Source organism: Terribacillus saccharophilus (assembly GCF_002272075.1).
GTDB lineage: Bacteria > Bacillota > Bacilli > Bacillales > Amphibacillaceae > Terribacillus > Terribacillus saccharophilus_A.
Genome location: NZ_NPBJ01000002.1, coordinates 1 through 23,557 on the forward strand (window position 1 = coordinate 1; position 23,557 = coordinate 23,557).

22 protein-coding genes and 1 riboswitch are annotated in these 23,557 nt (G+C 42.5%); of the genes, 18 read left to right on the plus strand and 4 right to left on the minus strand.

Going from position 1 to position 23,557, the window contains the following annotated elements; all coding sequences use genetic code 11:
• Nucleotides 1-614: 614 nt before the first annotated feature.
• The 5 genes from surE (at nucleotide 615) to CHH48_RS00360 (ending at nucleotide 5,700) form a co-directional block, all read left to right on the plus strand.
• Nucleotides 615-1,403, plus strand: a complete 789-nt coding sequence (surE, locus tag CHH48_RS00340; protein ID WP_095217382.1) for a 5'/3'-nucleotidase SurE — start codon at nucleotides 615-617, stop codon at nucleotides 1,401-1,403.
• 14 nt (nucleotides 1,404-1,417) lie between these two features.
• On the plus strand, nucleotides 1,418-2,437 hold the full coding sequence (locus CHH48_RS00345; protein WP_095217383.1) for an ABC transporter substrate-binding protein: 1,020 nt from the start codon (nucleotides 1,418-1,420) through the stop codon (nucleotides 2,435-2,437).
• 18 nt (nucleotides 2,438-2,455) lie between these two features.
• Nucleotides 2,456-4,162 carry an ABC transporter permease gene (locus tag CHH48_RS00350; protein ID WP_095217384.1) on the plus strand — a complete coding sequence of 569 codons (1,707 nt, stop codon included), beginning with the start codon at nucleotides 2,456-2,458 and terminating at the stop codon, nucleotides 4,160-4,162.
• Nucleotides 4,159-5,238, plus strand: a complete 1,080-nt coding sequence (locus tag CHH48_RS00355) for an ABC transporter ATP-binding protein (RefSeq protein WP_095217385.1) — start codon at nucleotides 4,159-4,161, stop codon at nucleotides 5,236-5,238. The genes CHH48_RS00350 and CHH48_RS00355 overlap by 4 nt, the downstream gene beginning before the upstream one ends.
• Before the next feature lie 90 nt (nucleotides 5,239-5,328).
• Complete coding sequence (locus CHH48_RS00360; protein ID WP_176466491.1) at nucleotides 5,329-5,700, plus strand: DUF2513 domain-containing protein; 372 nt, start codon at nucleotides 5,329-5,331, stop codon at nucleotides 5,698-5,700.
• A gap of 502 nt (nucleotides 5,701-6,202) precedes the next feature.
• On the opposite strand, the gene CHH48_RS19250 is transcribed toward CHH48_RS00360, so the two are convergent.
• Nucleotides 6,203-6,355, minus strand: coding sequence for a DUF4021 domain-containing protein (locus CHH48_RS19250; RefSeq protein WP_141230034.1), 153 nt, complete (start codon nucleotides 6,353-6,355; stop codon nucleotides 6,203-6,205).
• 74 nt (nucleotides 6,356-6,429) lie between these two features.
• Complete coding sequence (locus CHH48_RS19255) at nucleotides 6,430-6,702, minus strand: hypothetical protein (RefSeq protein ID WP_141230035.1); 273 nt, start codon at nucleotides 6,700-6,702, stop codon at nucleotides 6,430-6,432.
• A gap of 228 nt (nucleotides 6,703-6,930) precedes the next feature.
• Here CHH48_RS19255 and CHH48_RS00370 point away from each other — a divergent pair, with 228 nt between their 5' ends.
• From CHH48_RS00370 to CHH48_RS00390, 5 genes are all read left to right on the plus strand, one after another.
• Nucleotides 6,931-7,542 carry a cell wall hydrolase gene (locus tag CHH48_RS00370; protein WP_095271593.1) on the plus strand — a complete coding sequence of 204 codons (612 nt, stop codon included), beginning with the start codon at nucleotides 6,931-6,933 and terminating at the stop codon, nucleotides 7,540-7,542.
• A gap of 210 nt (nucleotides 7,543-7,752) precedes the next feature.
• Nucleotides 7,753-8,577: an SDR family oxidoreductase gene (locus tag CHH48_RS00375; RefSeq protein WP_095217388.1), complete on the plus strand. Its 825-nt coding sequence runs from the start codon at nucleotides 7,753-7,755 to the stop codon at nucleotides 8,575-8,577.
• Nucleotides 8,578-8,698: 121 nt separating this feature from the next.
• The gene (locus tag CHH48_RS00380) at nucleotides 8,699-9,154 is read left to right on the plus strand and encodes a MarR family winged helix-turn-helix transcriptional regulator (protein ID WP_176466492.1); all 456 of its coding nucleotides are present in this window, start codon (nucleotides 8,699-8,701) and stop codon (nucleotides 9,152-9,154) included.
• The gene (locus CHH48_RS00385; protein ID WP_095217390.1) at nucleotides 9,151-9,795 is read left to right on the plus strand and encodes a nitroreductase family protein; all 645 of its coding nucleotides are present in this window, start codon (nucleotides 9,151-9,153) and stop codon (nucleotides 9,793-9,795) included. Before CHH48_RS00380 ends, CHH48_RS00385 begins: the two co-directional genes overlap by 4 nt.
• 13 nt (nucleotides 9,796-9,808) lie before the next feature.
• The gene (locus tag CHH48_RS00390; RefSeq protein ID WP_095217391.1) at nucleotides 9,809-10,102 is read left to right on the plus strand and encodes a putative quinol monooxygenase; all 294 of its coding nucleotides are present in this window, start codon (nucleotides 9,809-9,811) and stop codon (nucleotides 10,100-10,102) included.
• Between the two features lie 22 nt (nucleotides 10,103-10,124).
• Here CHH48_RS00390 and CHH48_RS00395 read toward each other — a convergent pair whose 3' ends face one another.
• Together CHH48_RS00395 and CHH48_RS00400 are read right to left on the minus strand one after the other, a co-directional pair.
• On the minus strand, nucleotides 10,125-10,934 hold the full coding sequence (locus CHH48_RS00395; RefSeq protein WP_095217392.1) for a GNAT family N-acetyltransferase: 810 nt from the start codon (nucleotides 10,932-10,934) through the stop codon (nucleotides 10,125-10,127).
• 46 nt (nucleotides 10,935-10,980) lie between these two features.
• Nucleotides 10,981-11,751 (minus strand): arylamine N-acetyltransferase family protein, encoded by a 771-nt coding sequence (locus CHH48_RS00400; RefSeq protein ID WP_095217393.1) that lies wholly within the window; start codon nucleotides 11,749-11,751, stop codon nucleotides 10,981-10,983.
• A 94-nt stretch (nucleotides 11,752-11,845) separates the two neighbouring features.
• Nucleotides 11,846-11,942, plus strand: a riboswitch (guanidine-I (ykkC/yxkD leader).
• Between the two features lie 39 nt (nucleotides 11,943-11,981).
• On the opposite strand from CHH48_RS00400, the gene CHH48_RS00405 reads away from it, so the two are divergent.
• From CHH48_RS00405 to essC, 8 genes are all read left to right on the plus strand, one after another.
• Nucleotides 11,982-12,323 carry a DMT family transporter gene (locus CHH48_RS00405; protein WP_095217394.1) on the plus strand — a complete coding sequence of 114 codons (342 nt, stop codon included), beginning with the start codon at nucleotides 11,982-11,984 and terminating at the stop codon, nucleotides 12,321-12,323.
• Nucleotides 12,323-12,637, plus strand: coding sequence for a DMT family transporter (locus CHH48_RS00410; protein WP_095217395.1), 315 nt, complete (start codon nucleotides 12,323-12,325; stop codon nucleotides 12,635-12,637). Before CHH48_RS00405 ends, CHH48_RS00410 begins: the two co-directional genes overlap by 1 nt.
• A 362-nt stretch (nucleotides 12,638-12,999) precedes the next feature.
• A complete protein-coding gene (locus tag CHH48_RS00415) occupies nucleotides 13,000-13,296 on the plus strand; it encodes a WXG100 family type VII secretion target (RefSeq protein WP_038559619.1) in 297 nt (98 codons plus the stop codon).
• Between the two features lie 185 nt (nucleotides 13,297-13,481).
• Nucleotides 13,482-17,012, plus strand: coding sequence for a type VII secretion protein EsaA (gene esaA, locus CHH48_RS00420; protein WP_245840421.1), 3,531 nt, complete (start codon nucleotides 13,482-13,484; stop codon nucleotides 17,010-17,012).
• Nucleotides 16,987-17,484, plus strand: a complete 498-nt coding sequence (gene essA / locus CHH48_RS00425) for a type VII secretion protein EssA (protein WP_176466493.1) — start codon at nucleotides 16,987-16,989, stop codon at nucleotides 17,482-17,484. The genes esaA and essA overlap by 26 nt, the downstream gene beginning before the upstream one ends.
• A gap of 10 nt (nucleotides 17,485-17,494) precedes the next feature.
• Nucleotides 17,495-17,749 carry an EsaB/YukD family protein gene (locus CHH48_RS00430; RefSeq protein WP_095217398.1) on the plus strand — a complete coding sequence of 85 codons (255 nt, stop codon included), beginning with the start codon at nucleotides 17,495-17,497 and terminating at the stop codon, nucleotides 17,747-17,749.
• A 43-nt stretch (nucleotides 17,750-17,792) separates the two neighbouring features.
• Entirely contained in the window at nucleotides 17,793-19,049 is a 1,257-nt protein-coding gene (essB, locus tag CHH48_RS00435) for a type VII secretion protein EssB (RefSeq protein WP_095217399.1), read from the plus strand.
• A gap of 45 nt (nucleotides 19,050-19,094) precedes the next feature.
• A complete protein-coding gene (gene essC / locus CHH48_RS00440; RefSeq protein WP_095217400.1) occupies nucleotides 19,095-23,528 on the plus strand; it encodes a type VII secretion protein EssC in 4,434 nt (1,477 codons plus the stop codon).
• The last annotated feature ends 29 nt before the right edge of the window (nucleotides 23,529-23,557 follow it).

Below are 23,557 nucleotides of genomic sequence, written 5' to 3' on the forward strand. Positions count from 1 at the left end.
CGGAACAGCATTTCTGAAGTTGAACTGGAATGTTTTAGGTAGGTTTTCGTTCCGTTCGCTTCTCGGACAATTTTGTAGAGCATCGAACCCACTTCCTAACCTAGCATATTTATATTTCTAAATATATTGTCTCATAGGAAATAGTGAAAGTATATGAATTAAATCGAATATACCATTAAAATTTTGTGACAATTTAGTATAATCTGCATTTTATTAACTGACATCTAAGGAAAATTAGGTAAAAAGTAGTTGCTTTAAGAACTCATTAAAATGAATGTCATTTTTATAACCTAACTTCAATTTGTGTATAAATTGTAAATTATTTACGTTTAACTTAGCGATGTACTCGATAAACGTTGTTCTGATAGAGATTAAGCCTTCCGAAACAATTTTCTATCTTTTACAACAATTAAACATATCTTCACAATACTTTAAACACTAGCTTCACAATCAGCTTGTACAGTTAACAATATAGGCACAAATGAAAGGAGTAATGCTGTGAAAGATATTTATTTTTCGTTAATGCTTTCCTGGAATGAACCTTTTAAAAAGGTTGTGCATGATACAGCTGACAGTTATTTGGTTGGCTATGGGGAAGTAAAGGAGGGAGTCACATGAAAATAATGGTTACCAATGACGATGGTATTTTCTCTCCTGGTGTAGAGGCAATGGTTGAGACACTGCAGCATTTTGGTGAGGTGTATGTTGTTTGTCCGGATCAGGAGTTCAACACTGTCAGTCAATCTATTACCTTGCGTCAGCCTGTTCGAGTCAAAGAGATGTACCATTTTCCAGGAGTTGCTGGCGCCTGGAGCCTGAACGGGACACCAGCTGATTGTGTGAAGCTTGGTGTGGAAGTGCTGCTGCCTGAAAAACCGGATTTCCTTTTTTCGGGGATTAATATCGGTCCTAATTTAGGGCGCGACATCTATTATTCAGGCACGATGGCAGCAGCGATTGAAGCTTCCCTCTATGATATACCGTCCGCTTCTGTCAGCTTGAACAGTAGTTCGCCTCGTCTTGTAAACTATTCTAAGGTCAAGACACTGTTTTATCAGGTTGCCGAAGTACTGCTTCAGCATAGATCGAAATCCGTCGGTTTACTGAATGTCAATCTGCCAAATATTGATAAGCGGGAATTCAAAGGGATACAAGTTATCCCTATGGACATGAGTGTATCGAGGTATCGCTTTGTTGGCCTGCATGATCCACATGGAGAAGTATATTATTGGCTGAAGGATCAGCTGCTAGAGCTTACGGATTTCCATCCGGCAAGCGATTATCTTTTGCTGAAAGAAGGATACATAACCGTCTCACCAATTGAATTGCGTACGCACTATAAACGAAAACAAGAGCAAGTAGAACGCTGGTTCAAATCTATGGAGACAAATACATCAGAGTAAAGGGAGAGATTGGGATGAAAAGAAAATGGATGGCAGGTATCGTAGGTACTGCATTGTTTGCACTTACAGCATGCGGACAAGAGGACACTGAAACCAGTGCAAGTGCTTCAGACGGAGAAATCGCCGGTACGCTCAGCTTCTATACATCCCAGCCGGATGCTGATGCTCAGAAATTGGTAGAGGACTTTGAAAAGCGCTACCCGGAAGTGGAAGTGGAAACCTACCGTTCCGGTACTGAAGAAGTAATATCCAAGCTGAATGCGGAGAAAATGGCGGGTGATGTGCAAGCAGACGTCCTGCTCGTGGCGGACAGTGTTACATTTGAGGATCTGAAAGAACAGGATATGCTGCAGGCCTATGAGTCGGGGGAATTGGATGCCGTCCCGGATGAATTTCAAGATACGGATCATTATTATACAGGTACGAAAATCATGGCGACAGGAATCGTTGCCAATAGCGATTCAGGTGATGTACCAACTAGTTGGAGTGCATTGACAGAAGCTGATGCAAAGGCTCAGACAGTCATGCCTAGTCCGCTGTACTCTGGTGCTGCAGCATATAATCTTGGGGTATTGACCAGACAAGATGATTTTGGGTGGGAATTCTATGAAAAGCTCAAGAATCAGGAAACTGCAGTCGTAAAAGGAAATGGTGATGTACTGAAATCTGTTGCTTCAGGTGACAAGCAGTATGGTGTAATTGTCGACTATCTTGCTGCCAGGGCAAAAGCGGATGGGTCTCCAGTTGAACTCGTTTATCCAGAGGAAGGTGTACCAGTCATCACTGAGCCGATAGGCATCACGAAGGATACCGATAATACGGCAGCTGCAGAAGCATTCGTAGATTATGTTTTATCTGACGAGGGACAAAAGCTTGCAGCAGAGCTGGGATATACTCCAATCCGAGATGGAATAGATGCGCCAGAAGGGCTTAAGACATACGATGAGATGAAGGTATTACAGGCCGATACAGAAGCATTGTATACATCTCGTAATAAAGACAAACAGCAGTTCGAGGACTTGTTCGGTAAATAAACAAAAGGAGGGCAACCCATGCAACTAACCATGAAATCAAGGCAGCTGAATAAAGGCAGACATACCGCCCTCCGTAAGCTTCCTATTTTAATCGGGATGCTGATCCTTTTCTTCTTTTTCTTATTGCCGATTGTCAGACTGATAGTAATGAGTTTCACCTCTGGAGAGAACATCTCTTTTGGCGCTTATTCAGAGGTGCTCAAGGAGTCGGTTACGTGGAAAACACTTTGGAATACAATTTATATTGTCCTCGGCAGTACTGTCTTGTCCATGATTCTTGGCATAACGATGGCTGCCATTATGGCTTATACGGATGTTCGCGGTAAGGCTGTAATGCAGCTGTTCATTTATTTGCCTTTTATCATCCCATCGTATATTACGACACTCGCTTGGGTGCAGTTCTTCAGCAGTTCAGGGCCGCTGGGAGGGTTGCCTGATTGGCTCATTCCTAATTTATATAGTGTTGGCGGTATTATATTCGTACTCGGTATCTCGCATTACCCGCTTGTTTATTTGATGTCAGTACAAGTATTCCGCAGGATTCCTCGTGATGCAGAACTTGCTGCTTTCGTTTCGGGAGCATCACGGTTCACCTGCTGGAGAAAAGTTACTCTGCCGATGGCTTTGCCGGGTATATGCAGCGGTGGTCTGCTTGCGTTCTTATCTAATCTGGATAATTTCGGTGTTCCAGCTTTTCTAGGGATACCGGCAAATATCCGTGTACTGAGTACATACATCTACGAACAAGTTATTGGATATGGGCCGAGTGCTTTCAGTCGGGCAGCAGTTCTTTCTGTATTGCTTGGTATCGTTGCTGTAGCCGCTACGCTGGTACAAGTATGGCTTTTAAGAAGAAGCAAGGTTACAGAAACGACTGTCCCAGATAATGAGCCACGCATCCAACTGCCATCAAGCAAGCGGAGAATTCTGCAGACAGTTCTTTGGATTTTTCTGCTTGGTACAAGTCTTGTGCCTTTCTTGGCAATGGGTACAGTCAGTCTCGTTCAGGCATATGGCATCGATTTAACATGGGAGAATTTTTCCCTTGGAAATTATCGCTATCTATTATTTGAGGATGAAAAAGTGATTAGATCCTTAGGCAACAGCCTGTTATTAGGGCTTATCACTGCGATTGTATGTCTTATATTCGGCACTTTATTTGCTTATTACCGTTCTCATAAGCAAGGAAAATTGCCGAAGGTATTGGAAGCGATAATTACAATGCCTTACGCACTTCCGGGAACAGTACTGGCTCTTTGCATCATTTTGATGTGGATGCAGCCATTACCGGGCTGGTATCCAGGTGTATACGGCACACCAGCTATTCTTTTAATTGCTTATATCACGCGGTTCTTTGTTCTGCAATTTCGGGGCAGTTATACTGCCTTCTCGCAGCTGGACGTTCGAATGGAGGAGGCTGCACGGACAAATGGTGCTAATTTGTTTACAAGATGGAGACAAATTCTCCTGCCGCTTATTCTGCCGGGAGTTCTAAGTGGTGCGTTACTTGTTTTTCTAACTTCGCTGACAGAGCTGACTGTCTCCAGTATGCTTTGGTCCAGCGGTGCTGAGACAGTCGGTGTAATCATTTTCAGTTTCGAACAAGCTGGTTACAGCACGTACTCGACAGCTTTCTCATCACTAATTGTCCTGGCAATTCTTTTCGGAGGTATTGCATATCTCATTGTGCAGCGTAAATGGAGACGAAGGGGGAGAAAAGCATGATCACGCTGCAGGGATTGAAAAAACATTATGGGAAAACTGCTGCATTGAGTCAGGTAGATTTAACGATCCAAGAAGGGGAATTCCTTGCTATTCTTGGTCCGTCTGGCTGTGGAAAAACAACATTGCTGCGTTTGATGGCTGGTTTCATGAAGCCTACGGCTGGAACAATACGATTTGGTGATACGGAAGTAGCCAATTCTAAACATAGCAACAAGCCGGAAAATCGAAATATAGGCATGGTTTTTCAATCTTTCGCCCTTTGGCCTCACATGACGGTAGAGGAACATATCCGCTTTGCATTGAAAAATCATCGTTTTTCACAAAAACGAACGGCTGAAGAACAAGCAGCAAGAGTAACGGAGGTGCTACAGCTTGTCGGAATGGAACCTTTCCGGAAGAGGTATCCCGCAGCACTATCAGGCGGGCAGCAGCAGCGTGTTGCATTAGCTAGGGCAATAGCTCCTGAACCCGATATTCTACTCATGGATGAACCTCTAAGTGCTTTAGATGCAGAATTACGTATCAGTATGCGAAAGGAAATCAAGCAGATCCACAAGAAGCTTGGTGCTACTATCATTTATGTCACACATGATCAAGGAGAGGCGCTGGCAATGGCTGATCGAGTGCTGGTCATGCAGCATGGTCAGATTGAACAAGTAGATACTCCAGAAACAATCTATCAGAGTCCGGAAACCCCTTTTGTGGCGACATTTGTCGGGAAGGCAAATTTAGTAGAAGGCACGTGGAATGGCAGTCATTTTACTCCTGCAGGCACTCAGTTAAGCTGGCTGGATAATGGTGTATCAGAACAGCTGAAACAAAAGCAGCTCTTCCCTGTAAGACCGGAGGAATGGCAGCTGTTACCGGCAGAGGCTGATGGGTTGAAAGGAGAAGTCATCATAAGCCAGTTCCAGGGGACAGAAAGGCATTATGTGATTCGGACGGACGGTCAAGATTATCAAGTGTCTCTTCCAATTGCTGATCCGGCATGGCATGAAGGGGAGTTAGTAAGATTGCAGGTAAGGAGAAGAAAGACACAATATGCAACTGAAGAAGTACTTTTAGAGCTAAGGTAATAGTGAAACTGGACTCCCGCGTAAAGGGAGTCTTTTTTTCTTGAAGGAAAATGGACTTAAAGACAGAAATAATGGTTAGAGGTGATGCGGTTGAAACGGGATATGTCTCTTATAAGAAGTCTCTTATTGGATATTGAAGCTGAATTCACAGAAGGAGGTTTCGCGCTGGAAGTAACGGAGGAAGATGAGTATTCCGAGGAAGAAATGAATTATCACCTGCAGCTGATGAAAGAAGCAAAGTTAATCAAACTGGACATTGTTCTGGATGAGGAAGAGGAAGAAGAGGAACTGCTCATTTATGGCCTGACATGGGAAGGACATGAACTGCTGGACAGTATCAGGGAAGAAGAAGTATGGCAGCAGTTACTCGTAAAACTGAAGAGGGAGAAAGGCAGTATGCCGTTTTCTGTATTACGTAAACAGGCAGCGAAAGCAGCAGAAGCATTTTATGCCTCTGAATAATTTACTCAAACAAGTGGGAGCCAAAGATAAAGTGAAAGCTAGCAGCTCTTCTGGCACAACGTTGAATTTGTAATAGCTATCATTGCAACAAGGCTGGCAAATAAAAAAACAGTCTTTATAAGAAATTTTTGTAAAAAAGAAGTTTTAAAGTGCAGCCAACTTGGCAAAACAGAAGTATCAAGAATATGGGAGGGTTGGGTATGCTCTGCATCTTTTCCGCTGCAAGGGACAAGTTCCGGGAAGACTACCAAAAACAGCAGCAGACGGCTAAGCAAGGCGCTAAGACTGATACTGTCGCTAAGAAATAAGAAAGAACTGCGCACTTATAAAAAGCGGATGCTAAGTAAAGACTATTGGTAAAAAGCAAAAGAGGTGCAGGCAGGTGCGCAGTCGGTCTACATTTATCAAAGGGTTCATGCTAGGGATTGTCATTGCTCTGGCAGTATGGTTCGTCGTGACTTATATAGCTTCCAAATTTATCTGATATAGAAAAACACAGCTTTTAAAGCTGTGTTTTCTTTTGCTTGTGGGCGTTGTTTTCATATTCTGTTTCCGGATGACCGTAATCACCATTCATTACTTGCTCATCTTGATCCAAACCAATCGCTTCTGCTGATTCATCACGCTGATTCGATTTATTCTGTTTCTGCTGCATCTATCCCACCTCCTGCCGATAGTGTGGCACTCCTGGCGGTTATTATGTAAGGACAGTCAAGCTGTCCCTCTATTTCAACGCTGTTGAGTGGAATAGTAATAGTTGTTGTAAGGATAAGGTGTCGGATATGGATAAGGAACAGGATAAGGCACCGGGTAAGGAGCGTTATATCCATATTTATAACCATAACCTGGTCCGCTTATTAAAGCACTGCCAAGAAGGCCTCCGGCAAGCCCGCCGATGAATGGTATAAAAGCGAAACCGAAGCGCTGATCCTCTTGGTTCGTTCTATAGTCTGTCGTATACGTTGTTTGTCCATATGGATGTGAATAGTGTGTGTAGCTCATAAACATTCCTCCTGTCCCTTTACTGTATGCACAGCAGTCTAGGGTAGGGTGGGCAAGTATCTTGGCGAAAGAGAAAAGATTTCCAAGCTAGAAACTCATTGGCAGGACTAGTTTGCAGACAGGAACATACACTAGTAGAGACATCTTCATGTTTGTTAAACAAGATGACTGGGTAATAAGCGTTATGGACTGATTATGCACATACATAACGAAGAAAAGGACTTGATTATGCAGAAACTTCTTACGCTTTTTTTATTGACTTTCTTTTTTGTCAGTAACCTATGTCTGGTTTTATACCTGCCATTAAAGGATCTGAAACAGAATGTCTATCCTGCAAGAGTTTATGCGGATGAAAGAACCCAGCCTATGTTATCAGATAAGGATACGCATTCCGTAAACGGACCAGCCGCCATAGTTTTAACCGATAGAGATGACCAAACAATAGAGTTGGCAGAAACAACGATCGAACAAAAACAATATACAACAAAAGAAATAGAGCTGCTCCAAAGATTGGTACAAGCTGAGACGAGCGGAGAAGACTATCTAGGCAAGGTGGCAGTGGCTACTGTTGTACTTAACCGTATCGAAAGTGATGAGTTCCCTGATTCTATCCATGATGTAATCATGCAGAAGGGCCAGTTTCAGCCAGTAGGCTCAGGTGTCATCTGGAAAAGTGAACCAACAGATGAAACGGTACAAGCAGTGGCGGATGCATTGGTTCAAAAAGACAATATGCAGAATATCGTATGGTTTATGAATCCGGAAACAGCTACTACAAACTGGATAGCGGAAACACAAGAGCAAGTGGAGCAGATTGGCAATCATGTATTTTACCGTTAATAGGGACAAATAGATTAATTAATACTGATAAATTTAATCGTGATTTTAACTGTGCGTGACCCGTGACCTAGCGTCTTTAAGCAATAAGCACTAATAGAAAATTTGAACCTGAAGATTATCAAAACCTACAATGGTGGCACTAAAAGTATGTTTTATCTCTCCTATGACCGGTAAAACAGTAGGGAAGCATACTTGAAGGAGTTGTTAGCATTGGGGAAATTAGATAATCGTATTGCAGTCGTAACTGGAGGCGCTACTGGTATTGGACGAGCGACTGCTTCTTTATTTGCAGAAGAAGGAGCTACAGTACTAGTAGCAGATATCAAAAAAAATGAGATGACAGATTTGATAGAATCCATTCAATCAGCTGGAGGAAAAGCAGAAGCTTATGAGATAGATGTTTCTGATGAAAATAGTGTGAAGCTATTTGCTGATCAGGTGAAGGATTCATATGGAAAATTAGATGTACTCTTTAATAACGCCGGAATCGATCAGGAAGGCGGTAAAGTACATGAGTATCCAATTGAATTGTTCGATAGCATTCAAAAGACGGATCTGCGGGGAACCTTCTTGATGAGCAAATTCCTCATTCCGCTTATGCTGGAAAATGGGAAAGGCTCTATCGTGAATAATGCTTCTATGAGCGGCAGTTTCGCAGATCTTGATAGATCCGGTTATAATGCAGCTAAAGGCGGTATCATTAACTTTACAAAAGCAACTGCCATTGATTATGGCAGACAAGGAATCCGGGCAAACTCTGTTTCGCCAGGTACAATAGAAACTCCCCTAATTGATGAGTTGTCAGGTTCGAAAGAGGAAGAACAGGGGAAAGCATTCCGTGAATCAAATAAATGGCTTGCTCCGCTGGGCAGACTTGGAGAGCCAGATGAAATTGCCAAGGCTGTTTTATTCCTCGTGTCAGATGATAGCTCCTATATCACTGGCCAGGACTTGATTGTTGATGGAGGACTAACAGCTTATACATGGCCGGGTAAAATGGTAATGGACGACAGCTGGAAACAAACGACGCAATAAGAGTGGGGCAAGCACCCGCTCTTTTTTTATTTGAGCAATAGGATTGACATAGATATTAGTTAGCGATATGATTGACCTATCAACTATTGATGTATCAACTATTTGGAAAGAGGTTATGCCGATGACTGCTTGTTCCGTCCGCCTGCAGATTTTCTTGCAGCTGCAAGCTGTAAATAAGGAGCTATGCTCAAAGTATGAGGCTTGCTTAGGAGCCAGCCCTTCACGTGTGGAAATTCTTCATTATTTGCTGCAGCACGAGGAAGTAACCCAATCAGCATTGCAAAGAGAAGTCAATATCGATGCCGCCGCTGTTACCAGGCATTTGAAGCAGCTTGAGGCTGCCGGCACTATCGTACGCTTCAAGAAAGCCGATGACCAGCGTGCTACATGGGTGAAGCTGGAGGAGGAAGCGAAGCGTCATATCGAGCAATCCTATCAGGAAAAGAGCCAGTTCGTGAATGAGACTCTGGCTGGCTTTTCCGAAGCAGAGCTAGAACAATTCCTGCAAATGCTGAGTAAAGTCAGTGAAAATGTTTCCCGTGTCACGAAGGATCAGCTAGGAGGAGAAAATAAATGAACGAAACACCAATATACAATAAAGAAGCTTTCCTGCAAATCGTGCAGGAGCGCCGTTCCATCCGTACGTACGATGAAAAAGTGAAAATCAGCAAGGAAGAAATGTCCGAAATCCTTACTGTTGCAACGAAGGCACCATCTTCCGTTAACCTGCAGCCTTGGCGTTTTGTAGTCATTGAGAGTCCGGAAGCAAAAGCGAAGCTTGCACCGCTTGCTAGATTCAATCAGCAGCAAGTGAAAACTTCATCTGCAGTAATCGCCGTTTTTGCTGATATGAATAATCTTGACTACTTGGAAGAAATCTATGGAAAAGCAGTAGAGAATGGTCTGATGCCCCTAGAAGTTAAAGATCAGCAAGTTGTTTCGATCCGTAATCTGCTTTCTGGTATTACGGAACAGCAAAATAGGGAAACAATCCTTATCGATAGCGGTTTAGTATCTATGCAGCTAATGTTGACTGCAAAGGCATATGGATACGATACAAATCCAATTGGCGGGTTTGAGAAAGATCAAATCGCTGAAGCATTCGATTTGGATAAGGATCGTTATGTTCCTGTCATGCTGCTTTCTATCGGGAAAGCAGCAGATGCAGGCTACAAATCCTACCGCATGCCGGTAGAACAAATTACAGAATGGAAATAAGGAGAGAGAAACTATGATAATCATCCACGCTAGAATGTCAGTTAAACCAGAGAAAAAAGAAGAATTCCTTCAAGAAATCGAAGCAGTTATGGAAGAAAGCCGTGCCGAAGCTGGCAATAACAGCTACGACCTATTCCAAGATCCAAAAGATGCTAACAGCTTTGTTATGGTGGAAAATTGGAAGGACATGGAGGCTGTTCAAGCACATAATACGAGCAGCCACTTCCAGAAATTCAGCGCAGCTGCCAAAGAAATGCTTAGTGCGCCATTGGCAGCAGATGTTTATCAAGGTGAGAAATTGAATTAATCGAAAGGGATGACCACGATGGTCATCCCTTTTCTTTTGTGTGCAGTTGTAGTGGAAGTACTCGTTCATAGAATTCAATTGGTCCTGCCTCGGAGATAAGAAGTTCACGGAAACCGTTTTCGGTTGCATCATGGAGGGCAGACAATAAGAGTGAGCGGCCATAACTGGAATCCCTGCTGTCCTTTCTCACTCCCATCGGACCGAATACTGCTCTTTTTGCATTTTGTTTCTGATAGCAGCAGAAACCTGCTAATCGACTTTCCTCTCGGACGATCAAGACAATTCCATTATCTTCAATAAGCAACCGCTGTACTTGCTCTGTCCAGCGCAAGCTAAAATGCTCTTTTACAAAATCAAGGATTTCTTTTTTATCTATTAAAGAAGCAGCTTTTATATCTGTGACGGGAGTCATTGGCACCCTTGATATAGGTAACGTGACGAGCAAGTCGTGCGTAGAACTAGTCAGCTGCAGTATATCCAGCCATTTATCTGTATCCGGCAGGAAAGAAAGGATACCTTCTAACACATGTGCGTCTGTCATAATCACCTGATTGAACTTTTCGGCACGTGCTGCTCCGAATTCAATCGCCTTATATAAGTTGTCAGATAGAAGATAGCTATTATATAGTGTGACATTTGATCTTTCATCTAATCTATTCAATGAATCCATTAGCGCAACCTCTGTATTTGTTTGAACCAAATAGTCATGTACTGCTTTTTGAATAATACCGCTGTCCTTCAAGTAGAAACCCAAAAAAGCAGAGCATGTAATAGGTGAAGCGGATTGATGGGCCTCATCAAGAATTCGAACCAAACGTTTGGAATCTTTCATAGACAGCCTCCTCTGCAAATTCAAACAGATACTGCAACAGTTTTAATTATGATCTTTGAATACGGAACATACCCTGGAGCAGTTCTACATATTCTTTCTCATCCAATGTACGTTTAACGGGTTCACCAGCAGAGAAGACAGTTAATGAAGCAGGTGTTAAAACGACATGCCCATCTGTAGTCCTTCTTGTAAGGAACGGTGACTTATTGAAAGGAGAAGCAGGATGTGTCTCGATAATCTGCTGCATTTGTTCCAGTTCGGTCATGTCAGTGATTCGGTTATCTTCTGAGAAATAATATCCTACACGCCAATCGTCGTCTCGACCTTCTAATTTTAAATCCAGTGTATAACCATCGCCAGTGGGCTTAATACGGAAGTGCCCATTAGCAGTTGTCATGACTTCTCCTGTTAAAGGTAGTGGGGTAAGTGGTATATTAGCTCCAAATCCGGCATCAACAATATATTGTTCCTCATTTTGCTTCAAAAGGATAGTAACATGGGTATTGCCAGTAGTACTCCAGTCATTCGATTTCTGGTCGTAAATACAGGCAGATACTAAGGTGACATCGAATCCAATTTCCTCTAAATAATAATAAAGGAGCGTATTTAATTCATAACAGACGCCGCCTTCTTTGCGGATTAGGATTTTTTTCTGCAGACCTTCTTTTGATAGAAGGCTTTTATTATTATTGATAATTCGCAAGTTCTCAAATGGAATGGCTTGAGCGAAATGTTGTAACAGCATTGGCAATGTCTCAAATGTCACTTCGCCATCCATGTTGATTCGCTGCTGAAATAGGGTTTTAAATGTTTGCATCGTGATTCCTCCTGACTTATTTAGTATAAATACTTCGTAACATAATTGCTTGCATCGTGCTTTTGTATCCCTTATAATGACCAGATGAATATGGCAGATAGTTTTCTAGGGTTCCGCAGCGAAAGCCTGGCCTGGTCCGAGAGAAAACGCACAGCTATGCTGTGACACGGAAGGATAAAAGCCTGGGAGATTTCTATCTCCCAGGCTTTTTTTGATTGGAGGAAATGAGTATGACAAAACAGTGGTTTAGCGTCATTCTGGCAGGAATAATCGAAGTTTTATGGGTTATCGGGCTAAAGCACGCAAATAATACACTTGAATGGGCAGGTACAATTATATGTATCTTACTTAGTTTTTATTTGATGCTGCAGGCGAGCAAGCATATGCCTGTCGGAACCGTCTATGCAGTCTTCGTCGGTATCGGATCAACGGGTACCGTTATTGTGGATATGTTATTTTTCGGTGAACCTTTCAAACTAGTGAAGGTTGCATTGATCGCCGTTCTTTTATTGGGGGTTATTGGTCTTAAGCTCGTAACTGGAGACAAACAGACGACAGAGGAGAATGCCTGATGGCTTGGATTGTGCTTATTATAGCAGGTATGTTTGAAGTGCTTGGTGTGACAATGATCAACAAACTCAATGAAAAGCCTAGCTTCAAGAACATTAGCATATTCATTCTTGGGTTCGCGGGAAGCTTTGGCTGCTTATCCTATAGCATGTCGTACCTGCCAATGGGGACTGCTTATGCTATTTGGACTGGCATAGGAACTGCCGGAGGAGCGATAGTCGGGATGCTTTTCTTCCAGGAATCGAAGGATTGGAAAAGACTTGTCTGTATTTCGATGATATTGGCTTCGGCTGTAGGATTGAAATTGATCGCTTAAAAGGAGGAGCATGTGGAGACATATGCTCTTTTTGCTATTTAATTTTAACAATTTGCACATGCAGAATCTGTGTTAAATAATTGTAAAAACTCTTTTTCAATACAATTCGTCCCAATTTTGCAAAAAACCTCAAATTACCAGTTTATAAGACTTTTATAATGGTACTAAATTATTTCTTTTCATAAACCGGGATATATGCCTAGTCGATTTCGGGACTTACCTCTTAATTTCTGGAAATCGTTTCATACTTCGTTGACTTTAATTTTTCCTTTCTTTAGGATTTATTTTAGAAGGTATTGGGTATACATTTATTGGAATCACTACAACCTTCTGTAAAATCAATTAAATGAGGAGCTGAGCAAATGTCGGGACAAATTCGCATGACCCCGGAGCAGTTACAAAGCCACGCAAAGAGATATCGTAATAGTTCTGAACAGATCGACTCAATTCTAAGCGATCTTAATGCTTTACAAGTACAACTTCGTTCAGAGTGGGAAGGTAGAGCTTTCGATCGCTTTGATGAACAATTCATACAGCTGCAACCTAAAGTTCAGGAATTCTCTCAGCTTATGCTTGATATCCAACTACAGCTCGAGAAAACAGCTCAAGCTGTACAAGATCAGGACCAAGCACTATCACAAAACTTCGGTTTCAGATAAGCATCCATCCGGCTGCTGTTTGACCGTCGCATGAAACGACAGGGTGGGCTGCATGACGCATGCGTTATGTAGCCCAATTACTGTAAAAATCTAAGTTTTTCTGTTCATGTACTTTTGTTTTAAACCCTACTTTATAAAATATACTTTGGAAACTGGAGACACCAGGAGTTGATAATACATTGAAGATGTTTGATAAAAGATGGATTTTATTTTTAGTACTTATCGTACTGTTAGCATCAGGTTTATCTTACTTAACCTTGCACCAGGAAACGACGAAGACAGCAGAACAGCCGCAAACACAAAATATGTCGGTTGCTCTTGTCAATGAAGACCAAGGTTCTACGTTTAATGGAACCGATCTAGCCTTCGGTGATGCCTTTGTAAGTTCGGTTAGTGAAAATGAGAACCACGAGTGGTTCGTCGTAAGTCGGGGAGTTGCGGAAAGCGGCTTGAAGAATAATACATACGATATGATGATCGTAATTCCTAACGACTTTTCAGAGAAATCACTCAACATAACTGCTGAAGCACCTGAACAAGTAGTGCTGCAGTATAAAATCAATGCATCAGAAAATCCGCGTTTGAAAGAAGAGGCGGAGAAAACAGCAAGTGATATCTTGAATGATTTTAACAGAAGAGTTATTGATGTGTATTTTGCCAGCATCATCGGAAATTTGCAGAATGCGCAGGATAGCATCGGTCAGATGGTCAACCGCCAAGCGGCATATACGAATTCTTATAACTCAAATGTATTCCAGCCATTATCTGGTTACACTGACCAATTCGGTATGGTAAGAGATAATACCGAAGTTTCAAAAGAAAGCTTTACAAGTTTCGGTGAGCTGTTGGCTTCTTATGAAGATCAGCTTGTTGAGGAATCTCAGCTTGGAGAGGACTTCGTTAGCAATCTGGACGAAGTAATGAACTTAAAAGAAACGAATAATACAGATCTAGTAAACTTCCAAGATCAAATGAATCAATTCAGTCAAGGATTGACTGCTGGGGAAGTGGACCAGCGACTGGATCAGCTAGTTGCTACGAATGAAGCAATCAACCGTCAATTCACAGCAAGTCAGCAAAGTGTTGTAGATACAGTTATGGTCCGTCCGGCAACATCTTTGAATACAACGAATATCTATAGCGGTTCTGTATCTTTACAGCAGCAGCTGCAGGATTCCTCTGAAAGAGTTGCAGCCCTTCAGCAGGATATTGACGCGTATCTTACGGAGAGCAATGAGCAATTCCGGAGTAAAATCGAAGGAAGAATCCGGAGTACGATTGAAAAAGAGCTTGATGAAGATCAGATGTTGAATATCAATATGCTGTTTGAAGACCCTAATCAAGTCGCTTTAAATAGAATCAACCGAGCTATTGGTAAGCTGCCTTCTTTGAACACTGAAGATTTTCAAGGTGTGGGCTTGCCGGATAGTACAGTAAATGAGATTACTAATGTCATTCGAATGACAGAAAAATATCGGGAAAATAAGAGTGTGAGTATTGATCGGAACCCTTCTACAATTTTGAAAGATGAGTTTGACAGATTGAATGAGAAGCTTCAAGAAGGTATTCAGGTAACAGATACTGTCAACATTCCTGAAAATAAAAAAGAAGGCCAGTTATTCCGACTGCAAGTTCCAGAAGGTTTCACTATTAAACATCTAGGGATTCAGCTACCAGGTGAAGCGGAACAAGGATTTACTGATGCAATAAAGAACGGGGAAGTAAAATTACCAGCTAACCGTGAGGGCGAATTTAAAGTGAACCTTACCCTGCGGAAAGACGAGGGAAGCTTCGATGTTTACAAGCCGATTAATTGGAGCTGGACTCTCGAGCAGAAGGACCTGGGAGATGTAGATAAACCAGATGATTTGGCTTATAAGGCTACAACTGGCAACCTTCTTGCAACGATACAAGTCAAAAATAACGGGAATCAGTCAGCTGAAGAAGGTGCTGTCACTGAAGAAGATACACCAGCAGTAGACATACCATCTGAAAATGGAGAGAATGATCAAACCTCTCCTGATGAAGGAAACGAGTCTAATGAAGATGAGACGGAAACTCCAGTAACCCCGCCAGAAAATGATCAGGAAGAAAACCCAGGTGATGGAGGAACAGACCAGCCAAGTGAACCTGGTGAAGACGAAGAACCAGGTGATTCCGATGAACAGCCAGGCACTGACAAACCAGATGAAGATGACGAAGAAAAAGATGAACCAGAGAAGTTGTATATCAAAGACAACATCATTCAGCATCGAATCAGTACGCCTATAGAGGATTTGGATAACACGACTGAGACTTTAATTCGTACAGTGACAAACTCAATCTCTGCTTATCAAGAACTTGGTTCACTATACGAGAGCTATTATGGTTTCGGATTGCATGGACTACCAGACAATTTCGGTTCTGCAAGCTTAAATGATTTGGCTACTAATAACTCACTATTTTACTTATTTAAGAAAAAGGACATCAAGGATCTTCTAGCAGATTACATGACAGGCCAAATCACCGGCAGCGTCACAGAACAGCTTCAAACACCGGCAGAAGCTTTCCGCCAGCAAGTCAGCAACTACCAGTCGCAGGTGCAGCAAGCTATTGCAGATGCGGATACATTAACAGGCCAAGTTGCTGCAACGACAGAGCAAGCAGCTGTCTTGAATGACAATGTGAATCAGACATTGGAGGATGTGACTGCATGGCGTGATCAAGTGCTGGCACTTCTCGAGGGTCAGACAGAAATCCAAACAAATGCACAGGGTGAACAGGAAGCTGTCCTGACATTGGGCAGTGAATTCCAGCCACTTCTAATGTCGAGTCAGTCATTAGCTGAGCAAGCACAAAGCAATACGAATACAGCTGACCAAGTATATGAAACATTTGACAACATTGATACGCAAGCGAGAGAGATTGAACAAAGCGGTACTGGACTCGTGAGCGATGCGGAGACGCTTGCTTCCAATCTGACAGACAAGCTGTCTGATGATCAGAACTTCACGGAGAACTTCACGGAAGTGCTGGCAAATAGCCGAGTCGGGGACAGACAGAACGAGAATCTTTATGATTTCCTTTCCAATCCTGTCCAAACAAGCAATGAAGGTACGATTGCAGCTCAAAGCGAGACAATCTTCACGCCATATTATCTTGTGTTGATTAGTTTCATTGTCGTTCTCTTTACGGCTTATGTCATCTCAACTTTGCATATGAGACGAAAACAGGATGACCAATTCGCATCTGATACATCACTGATGGTGCAGCATGCACCAATTACAATCATTACAGCTGGTATTGGGCTGCTGGAAGGTATCGTTATTGGTATCGTATCCAGTTACTATTTGCCAATTGACGATCTGAATAAGCTTCAATTGACAGCTGTCATGGCTCTGCTTATTACGGCAATGCTGTTGATAGCGACATATTTGTTAAGACAAATGAAAATGATTGGGATGTTCATCTTGCTGGCGATATTCAGTCTGTATCTATTCTTTACAGATGCCATCGGTACAGCAAGCACAGCATTCCCGACAATTGAGAAGTTTTCTCCTCTGCAGTACATGGAAACATTCATGCTTCGTATTGTAGAAGGCTCGGTTAACTACGTTGTTGCGATCTTTGCACTGGTCATTGCAGCAGCTATTGGTGCCCTTGCCAACCTATTGGTCATTAACCAATCGGATAAAGGAGTAGATAATGCCGATGACAACCAAACGGAAGCTGGTTGATTTGGCGTTCATATTCACCATTTTTCTGCTGATACTTCTACCTATAGAGGTATCAGCAGAAAGTCATTCTGAGGAAAATGAACGCGGAAGTCTCCAGATGCAAATCGACCGTATACAAAAGGATAAAGATGTTGGGGCAGATACCCGGGAAACAGAGAAGGAAAAAGTATTCCCCGGACTGTTCAATGACGAAACAACAGACGATATTCAGCAAAAAGCTGACGTTAAGAGGGAAGATGTAGAAGCATTGCGAGATAGTGTTTTTACACTCGATATCAACAAGCAAGCACCATTAGAGGAAGTGCAGGATACCTTGTTTACCGCAGATTATACCTCGGAAGCAGCCAGTGGTCAAAAGGCAGAAGATCAAACGGAGACGGATTCCGGAAACGGAGTACTTTACTTCCTGATCGGGATAGCGCTCGCGTTATGCATCGGCTTGTATATGATGATGCGAAAATTATTAGACTAGGAGAAAGACGATGGCAAACACGAAACATATTAACGTCACGATGGATCTACAATCTGTCAGCGGAGAAGGATCTGTATATGACTTACGTATTCCCACTCAATTGACGGTGAAGCAGCTGCTTCATCATGTGATGGATACATTGCATATCGAATCAAATAACATCCATTCCACGATCAAGATCGTGACCAAGCATCTTGTCCTGGCGGATGATGACTATCTAAGAGACTATCCAGTCACAGACGGCGATGTACTAGTAGTCTTGTAATATAAAGAGCCATCTGTGCTAATTGTGAAGGAGCCAGCAAAACATGAATGAGAGAAAAATAGAATTGGATAACGCTACATATACCCTGCAGCAGGATAAACAAGCAATCCGGATAACAATGCCCAAATCTCAAACCTCGGTAAATGATATTCGGCAGCTGCATTTGATGCACCAACCTTCCGATCAGTTTGTACCAATGGAGGTACAAGAAGAGGAAGATACTTTAGTTTTCATCTACAACACCAATCCCAATCATAAAAAGTGGTCTGACGTCCAAAAGCTGCGTCAGGATGATAAACTGCGCATTCTGAGTAATATTGGCAAACTTGAACGTTTCCTTACCAGTCGGATCACGATTTTCCTTCATCCTGACAATCTCGTCTTCGATGAGAATTTAATGCCGCAAGTGATCCACCGCGGTGTCCGTGATATCGTACCCCCATTCGATATGCAGTCAGAGACATTCCTTAAACAGTACAAATGCATGAGCATCGCAATGTTCTCTAAGAAATATTCATTCGATCAGCTTTATCATGGTTCCCTTGAGAATGCAAATGAATCAGATTTTGAGAAGAAGATCCAAAAGCTTGAAACAATCGAAGACATAAAACAATTCTTGCAAGAGAGCTATGCAAAAGAACAGAAAAAAACAGATAAGACGATGAGCTTCTTACCAACGAAACGTTTTAGATTATATAAACGTTTATCCATCATCATGATTATCCTTAGTGTTTTGCTGGCAGCGCCGCTTGTTTACTTTGCACTGATCAAGGACCCTTTCCAAGATAAGCAATTGGAAGCGCACGGTGAGTTCCTAGCGGACAATTACAATGACGTGATTTCAACTCTGGCAGATGAAGATCCGGAAAAGATGCCGAGCCAGACAAAATATACACTGGCGTATTCCTATATTCAGGTAGAAGCTTTATCTGACGAAGAAAAAGAATCGATTTTAAAGAATGTAACCTTGAACAGTGACCAAGATTATCTGCTTTATTGGATTTACAATGGCCGTGGTGAGTTGGATACTTCCTTGGAAAAGGCTAAATATATCGATGATCCGCAGCTGATCATCTACGGATTGATCAAGAAGATCGAACAAGTGAAAAACAACCCAGATCTATCTGGAACAGAACGAGATAGACAAGTTGAAGATCTCCAAAATCAGCTTGATAAATTGCTGGAAGAATATAATTTAGATCCTCTTGGTGAGGATTCTGGTAATGAAGCTGCATCAGAGGAACAGCAGAACGCACAAGAAGAAAATAATGATGAGAATAAGCAAGAAGAAGAGAAATGATGTCTATCAGCGATGGATGGAGTGCATAGAGAGGGAGAAGAATAGATGGCACATAAAACACTGCTCGTAGCATATAAAGATAAACTGCATAAATGCCATTTGCCGGAACAATCCGGTCAGACCGTAATCATCGGGAATAGACGCAAGAATCAGGTGACGATAGCCGGACTGGCAACTGAACTAGAACTGGAATGGGACGGACAGAAACTATTCTTTCAGCAGGAAGAGATTCGCGCTGCTAAACAAATAGGGGAACTGCAGCTCAATTTAATTGATGCAAAAAAGTACAACGTGTTTGATATTGCTGGTCAACAATCTGTCACATTTGGTGCAGCGGATTACAATGATATTAATAAACAGCATTGGCAAGCCGATTTTGTACTTTTGCGTGAAACAGGTGTGTCTGGCTTTCGTTTAGATTTGCGAAGCGGAAATGTCTACCATAATTACCGCTTGCTCAAAGATGATGCGCAGGTGAAAGATGGAGATATATTATTCGCAGATGGCGTCTTGCTGACAGTGTATGGCGACACTATTGAAATTCAGACAAATGGAGATCTCGAAGCCTCCTTGATAGAACTGATTGGTCAAGAAAAACCCTACGGCGGGGAGTACCCAGACTACCATCGTTCTCCGCGTATCATTTACCGGGAACCAGAAGAGAAAAGAACGATTGCCAAACCAGCCAGTAAGCCAAGTAAGCCGAGTGAGCAGCTAGCGAGGAATATTGTACCTCCGCTTGTTATGATAGCTGCTTTGATTGTTATATCACTGATTCAACCACGTGGTATATTCATAATCGTAATGGTAGTCGCTACTCTAGTTACGGTCATCTTCTCCATCATGTCTTATGTAAAAAATGTACGCAAATACAAAGCGGATATGAAACACAGGGAAGAAACATATAAGCGCTATCTGAAGCGAAAAACGAAGGAACTTTATCATGCAAGTGAAGAACAGAGACATGCACTGCATTACCACTATCCTGATGTGGAGAAGATATCTGAAATGGCAGCTGCAACCGAGGCTCGTATTTATGAGAAAACAGCTTACCATCATGATTTTTTGAACTTCCGTACAGGATTAGGAAGAGTGGATACAAGCTTCGAAATTTCTTACAACGAGGAAGAATTCACGCAGGAACAAGATGATTTGGTAGATGAAGCAAGACATTTACTCGACCAGTTCAAAGAATTGCATGATGTCCCAGTAATTACATCACTGACGAAAGGGCCGGTTGGTTATATCGGGCAGAGAAAGCTTGTACTGGAACAGCTTCAGCTGTTAGTGATGCAACTTTCCTTATTCCACAGCTATCATGATCTTCAATTCGTTACAATCTTTCCAGAAGAAGAAAAGAAAGAATGGGATTGGATGCGGTGGCTGCCGCATGCAAGTGTGCGAGACATTAACGTTCGCGGCTTTATCTACCATGATCGTTCCCGTGATCAGGTCCTGCACAGCTTGTATCAAGTACTGAAAGAGCGCAAGCTGCAAGTTGATGAAAAAAGCAATTCAAATGAGAAACTCTATTTCTCACCACATTATGTTGTGCTAATTACTGATGAGAAGCTGATACTGGATCATACGATTATGGAATTCTTTAATGAAGATCCAAGTCAATACGGTGTATCACTTGTCTTCGTTCAAGATGTGATGCGAGCATTGCCAGAGCATGTGAAAACAGTCATCGATATCCGTGATAGCAATGATGGCAAAATCATTCTGGAAGAAGCTGAGCTCGTCAACAAGACGTTCAAACCAGATCATTTTCCAAAGAATTTCAATAAAGAAGCTGTCTCACGAGCATTAGCTCCGTTAAACCATCTGCAAAACTTGAAGAATTCTATTCCAGAACAAGTAACCTTCTTGGAGATGTATGGTGTAGAAAAGGTAGAAGAATTAGCGATTCAAGCGCGCTGGCGTACGAATGAGACATACAAAACACTCGCTGTACCGCTTGGACTGCGAGGAAAAGAAGATATTGTCCAGTTGAACCTTCATGAGAAAGCACACGGTCCGCACGGATTGGTGGCGGGTACGACAGGATCTGGTAAATCAGAGATCATCCAGTCTTATATCCTTTCGCTAGCTGTAAACTTCCACCCTTATGAAGTCGCATTCCTTCTGATTGATTACAAAGGAGGAGGAATGGCGAATCTGTTCCGTAAACTGCCACATTTGATGGGAACGATCACCAACCTGGATCGTGCACAATCGATGCGTGCTTTGGCTTCGATTAAAGCAGAATTGCAGAAAAGACAGCGCCTCTTCGGAGAGTATAATGTGAATCATATTAACCAATATCAAAAGCTGTTTAAACAAGGAAAAGCAGCTGAACCGATGCCGCATTTATTCCTTATTTCGGATGAGTTCGCCGAATTGAAATCCGAACAGCCTGATTTCATGAAGGAACTCGTTTCTACAGCACGTATTGGACGTTCCTTAGGGATCCACTTGATTCTTGCAACACAGAAACCAAGTGGTGTAGTTGATGATCAAATTTGGTCCAACTCCAAGTTCAAGTTGGCATTGAAGGTACAGAATGCAAGCGATTCGAATGAAATTATCAAAACACCTGATGCAGCGGAAATTACACTGCCGGGTCGCTCTTATTTGCAGGTCGGTAACAATGAAATTTATGAACTGTTCCAAAGTGCATGGAGCGGTGCAGACTATATTCCAGATAAAAATGATGAAGACCATGTAGATCTTACAATTTATAGCATCAATGACCTTGGTCAATACGATATTCTGACGGAAGATTTAAGCGGACTGGAGCAGAAAGAGTCTATCGAAAAAATTCCATCAGAGCTCGATGCTGTCATTGATCATATTGCTGATTACACGGAGCAGCAGCAGATAGAGCCGTTAGCACGCCCATGGCTACCGCCTCTTCCAGAGAAAATTTTCGGACCGGAACTTCACCCGGTGGTATTCCGCGACGCATGGAAAGAACCAAAAAAACCTTTGGAGTTGGTGATTGGTTTACTCGATCAGCCGGAAATGCAGCAGCAGGTTCCTCTTACACTGAACTTATCGAAAGATGGGCATATCGCTGTATTTGCAAGTCCTGGATACGGGAAGTCAACATTCCTGCAGACAGTTGTCATGGATTTGGTTAGACAGCATAATCCGGAACATCTGCATGTGTACTTGCTTGACTTTGGTACGAATGGATTGCTGCCACTGAAGAATCTGCCGCATGTTGCGGATACGTTCCTCGTCGATCAAGTCGAGAAAGTAGGCAAATTAATCCGGATGCTTACTGGAGTAATGAAGCTGCGTAAACAAAAGCTGAGCCAGTACAGCGTGGCGAACATAGGCTTGTTTGAAAAGGCAAGCGGAGAGACTGTGCCGAATATCTGTATTGTGATCGATAACTATGAGTCTGTCAGAGACAGTGATTTTGGTGACGATTTCGAGAAAGTCATCACACAGATTGCCCGAGAAGGTGCCAGCATCGGTATTCATCTGATTATCAGTGCCGGCCGCCAAAGTGCTATGCGCATGCCTTTACTGTCGAATATCAAGACACAAATCGCTTTATACCTGATCGAGTCCAACGAAGCAAGATCAATCGTAGGTCGCACTGACATTGAAATTGAAGAAATCGCAGGTCGAGGACTTGTGAAAATGGAAGAACCAGCATTATTCCAGACCATGCTGCCTGAACACGGGGAAGAAGCATTGGAAATCCTTGATCGAATTCAAGATTTAGCCAAAGACATGAACGAAGTATGGGATGGAGATTATCCTGATGCTATTCCGATGATGCCAGAAGGTGTCGTCGACTTCCAGGAATTCAAAGAGCAGCGCCGTACCAAACGGATTGTGGATGAGAGGAAAGTGCCGCTTGGGCTTGATTTTGAAGAAGTATTGCCTGTTGCCTATAATCCAGCGCAATATGATCACATGACAGTTGTCAGCGACCGGAAAGATGGATTGGATCGTATGATCAGATCTGTCGCTAAGAACGTCACCTTACTGAAAGATGTTTATCAAACGATTCTAATAGATACAGCTGATAAGGATCTGGAAAACATCGGGAAAGATATGCAGGCTTATGTTTCCGAAAGTATTGGAATAGCCGCAATCAAAAATGAAATTATCAATGAAATCAAACAGCGAAATGCAGAAGGAATAGTGGAATCTAAATGGATTGTCGTAATTACAGACCTGCAGGACTTCACCGAACGCGCTGGATTAACGCTTGAAGAAGCGACCCTCATGATGGAACGAGGCGGCAAAACTGGCATTCACTTTATTATCTGCAGTGACTACAACTATCTTGGCATGAGCTATGAACAAGTACCAAAGTATCTTCGCAGCCAAGCTATCTTCGGTCTCGTTGGTATGCGCTTAGGCGATCAGGATATCTTCAAACAGCCTTTTATCCGCCAGGAGAAATACCCTGAACCGTACGAATGCTATGTAGCCATGGATCATCAGCATGTGAAAGTGAAAATCACGGAATGAGACTTAACTTCAACGTCCTTATGCTAAGA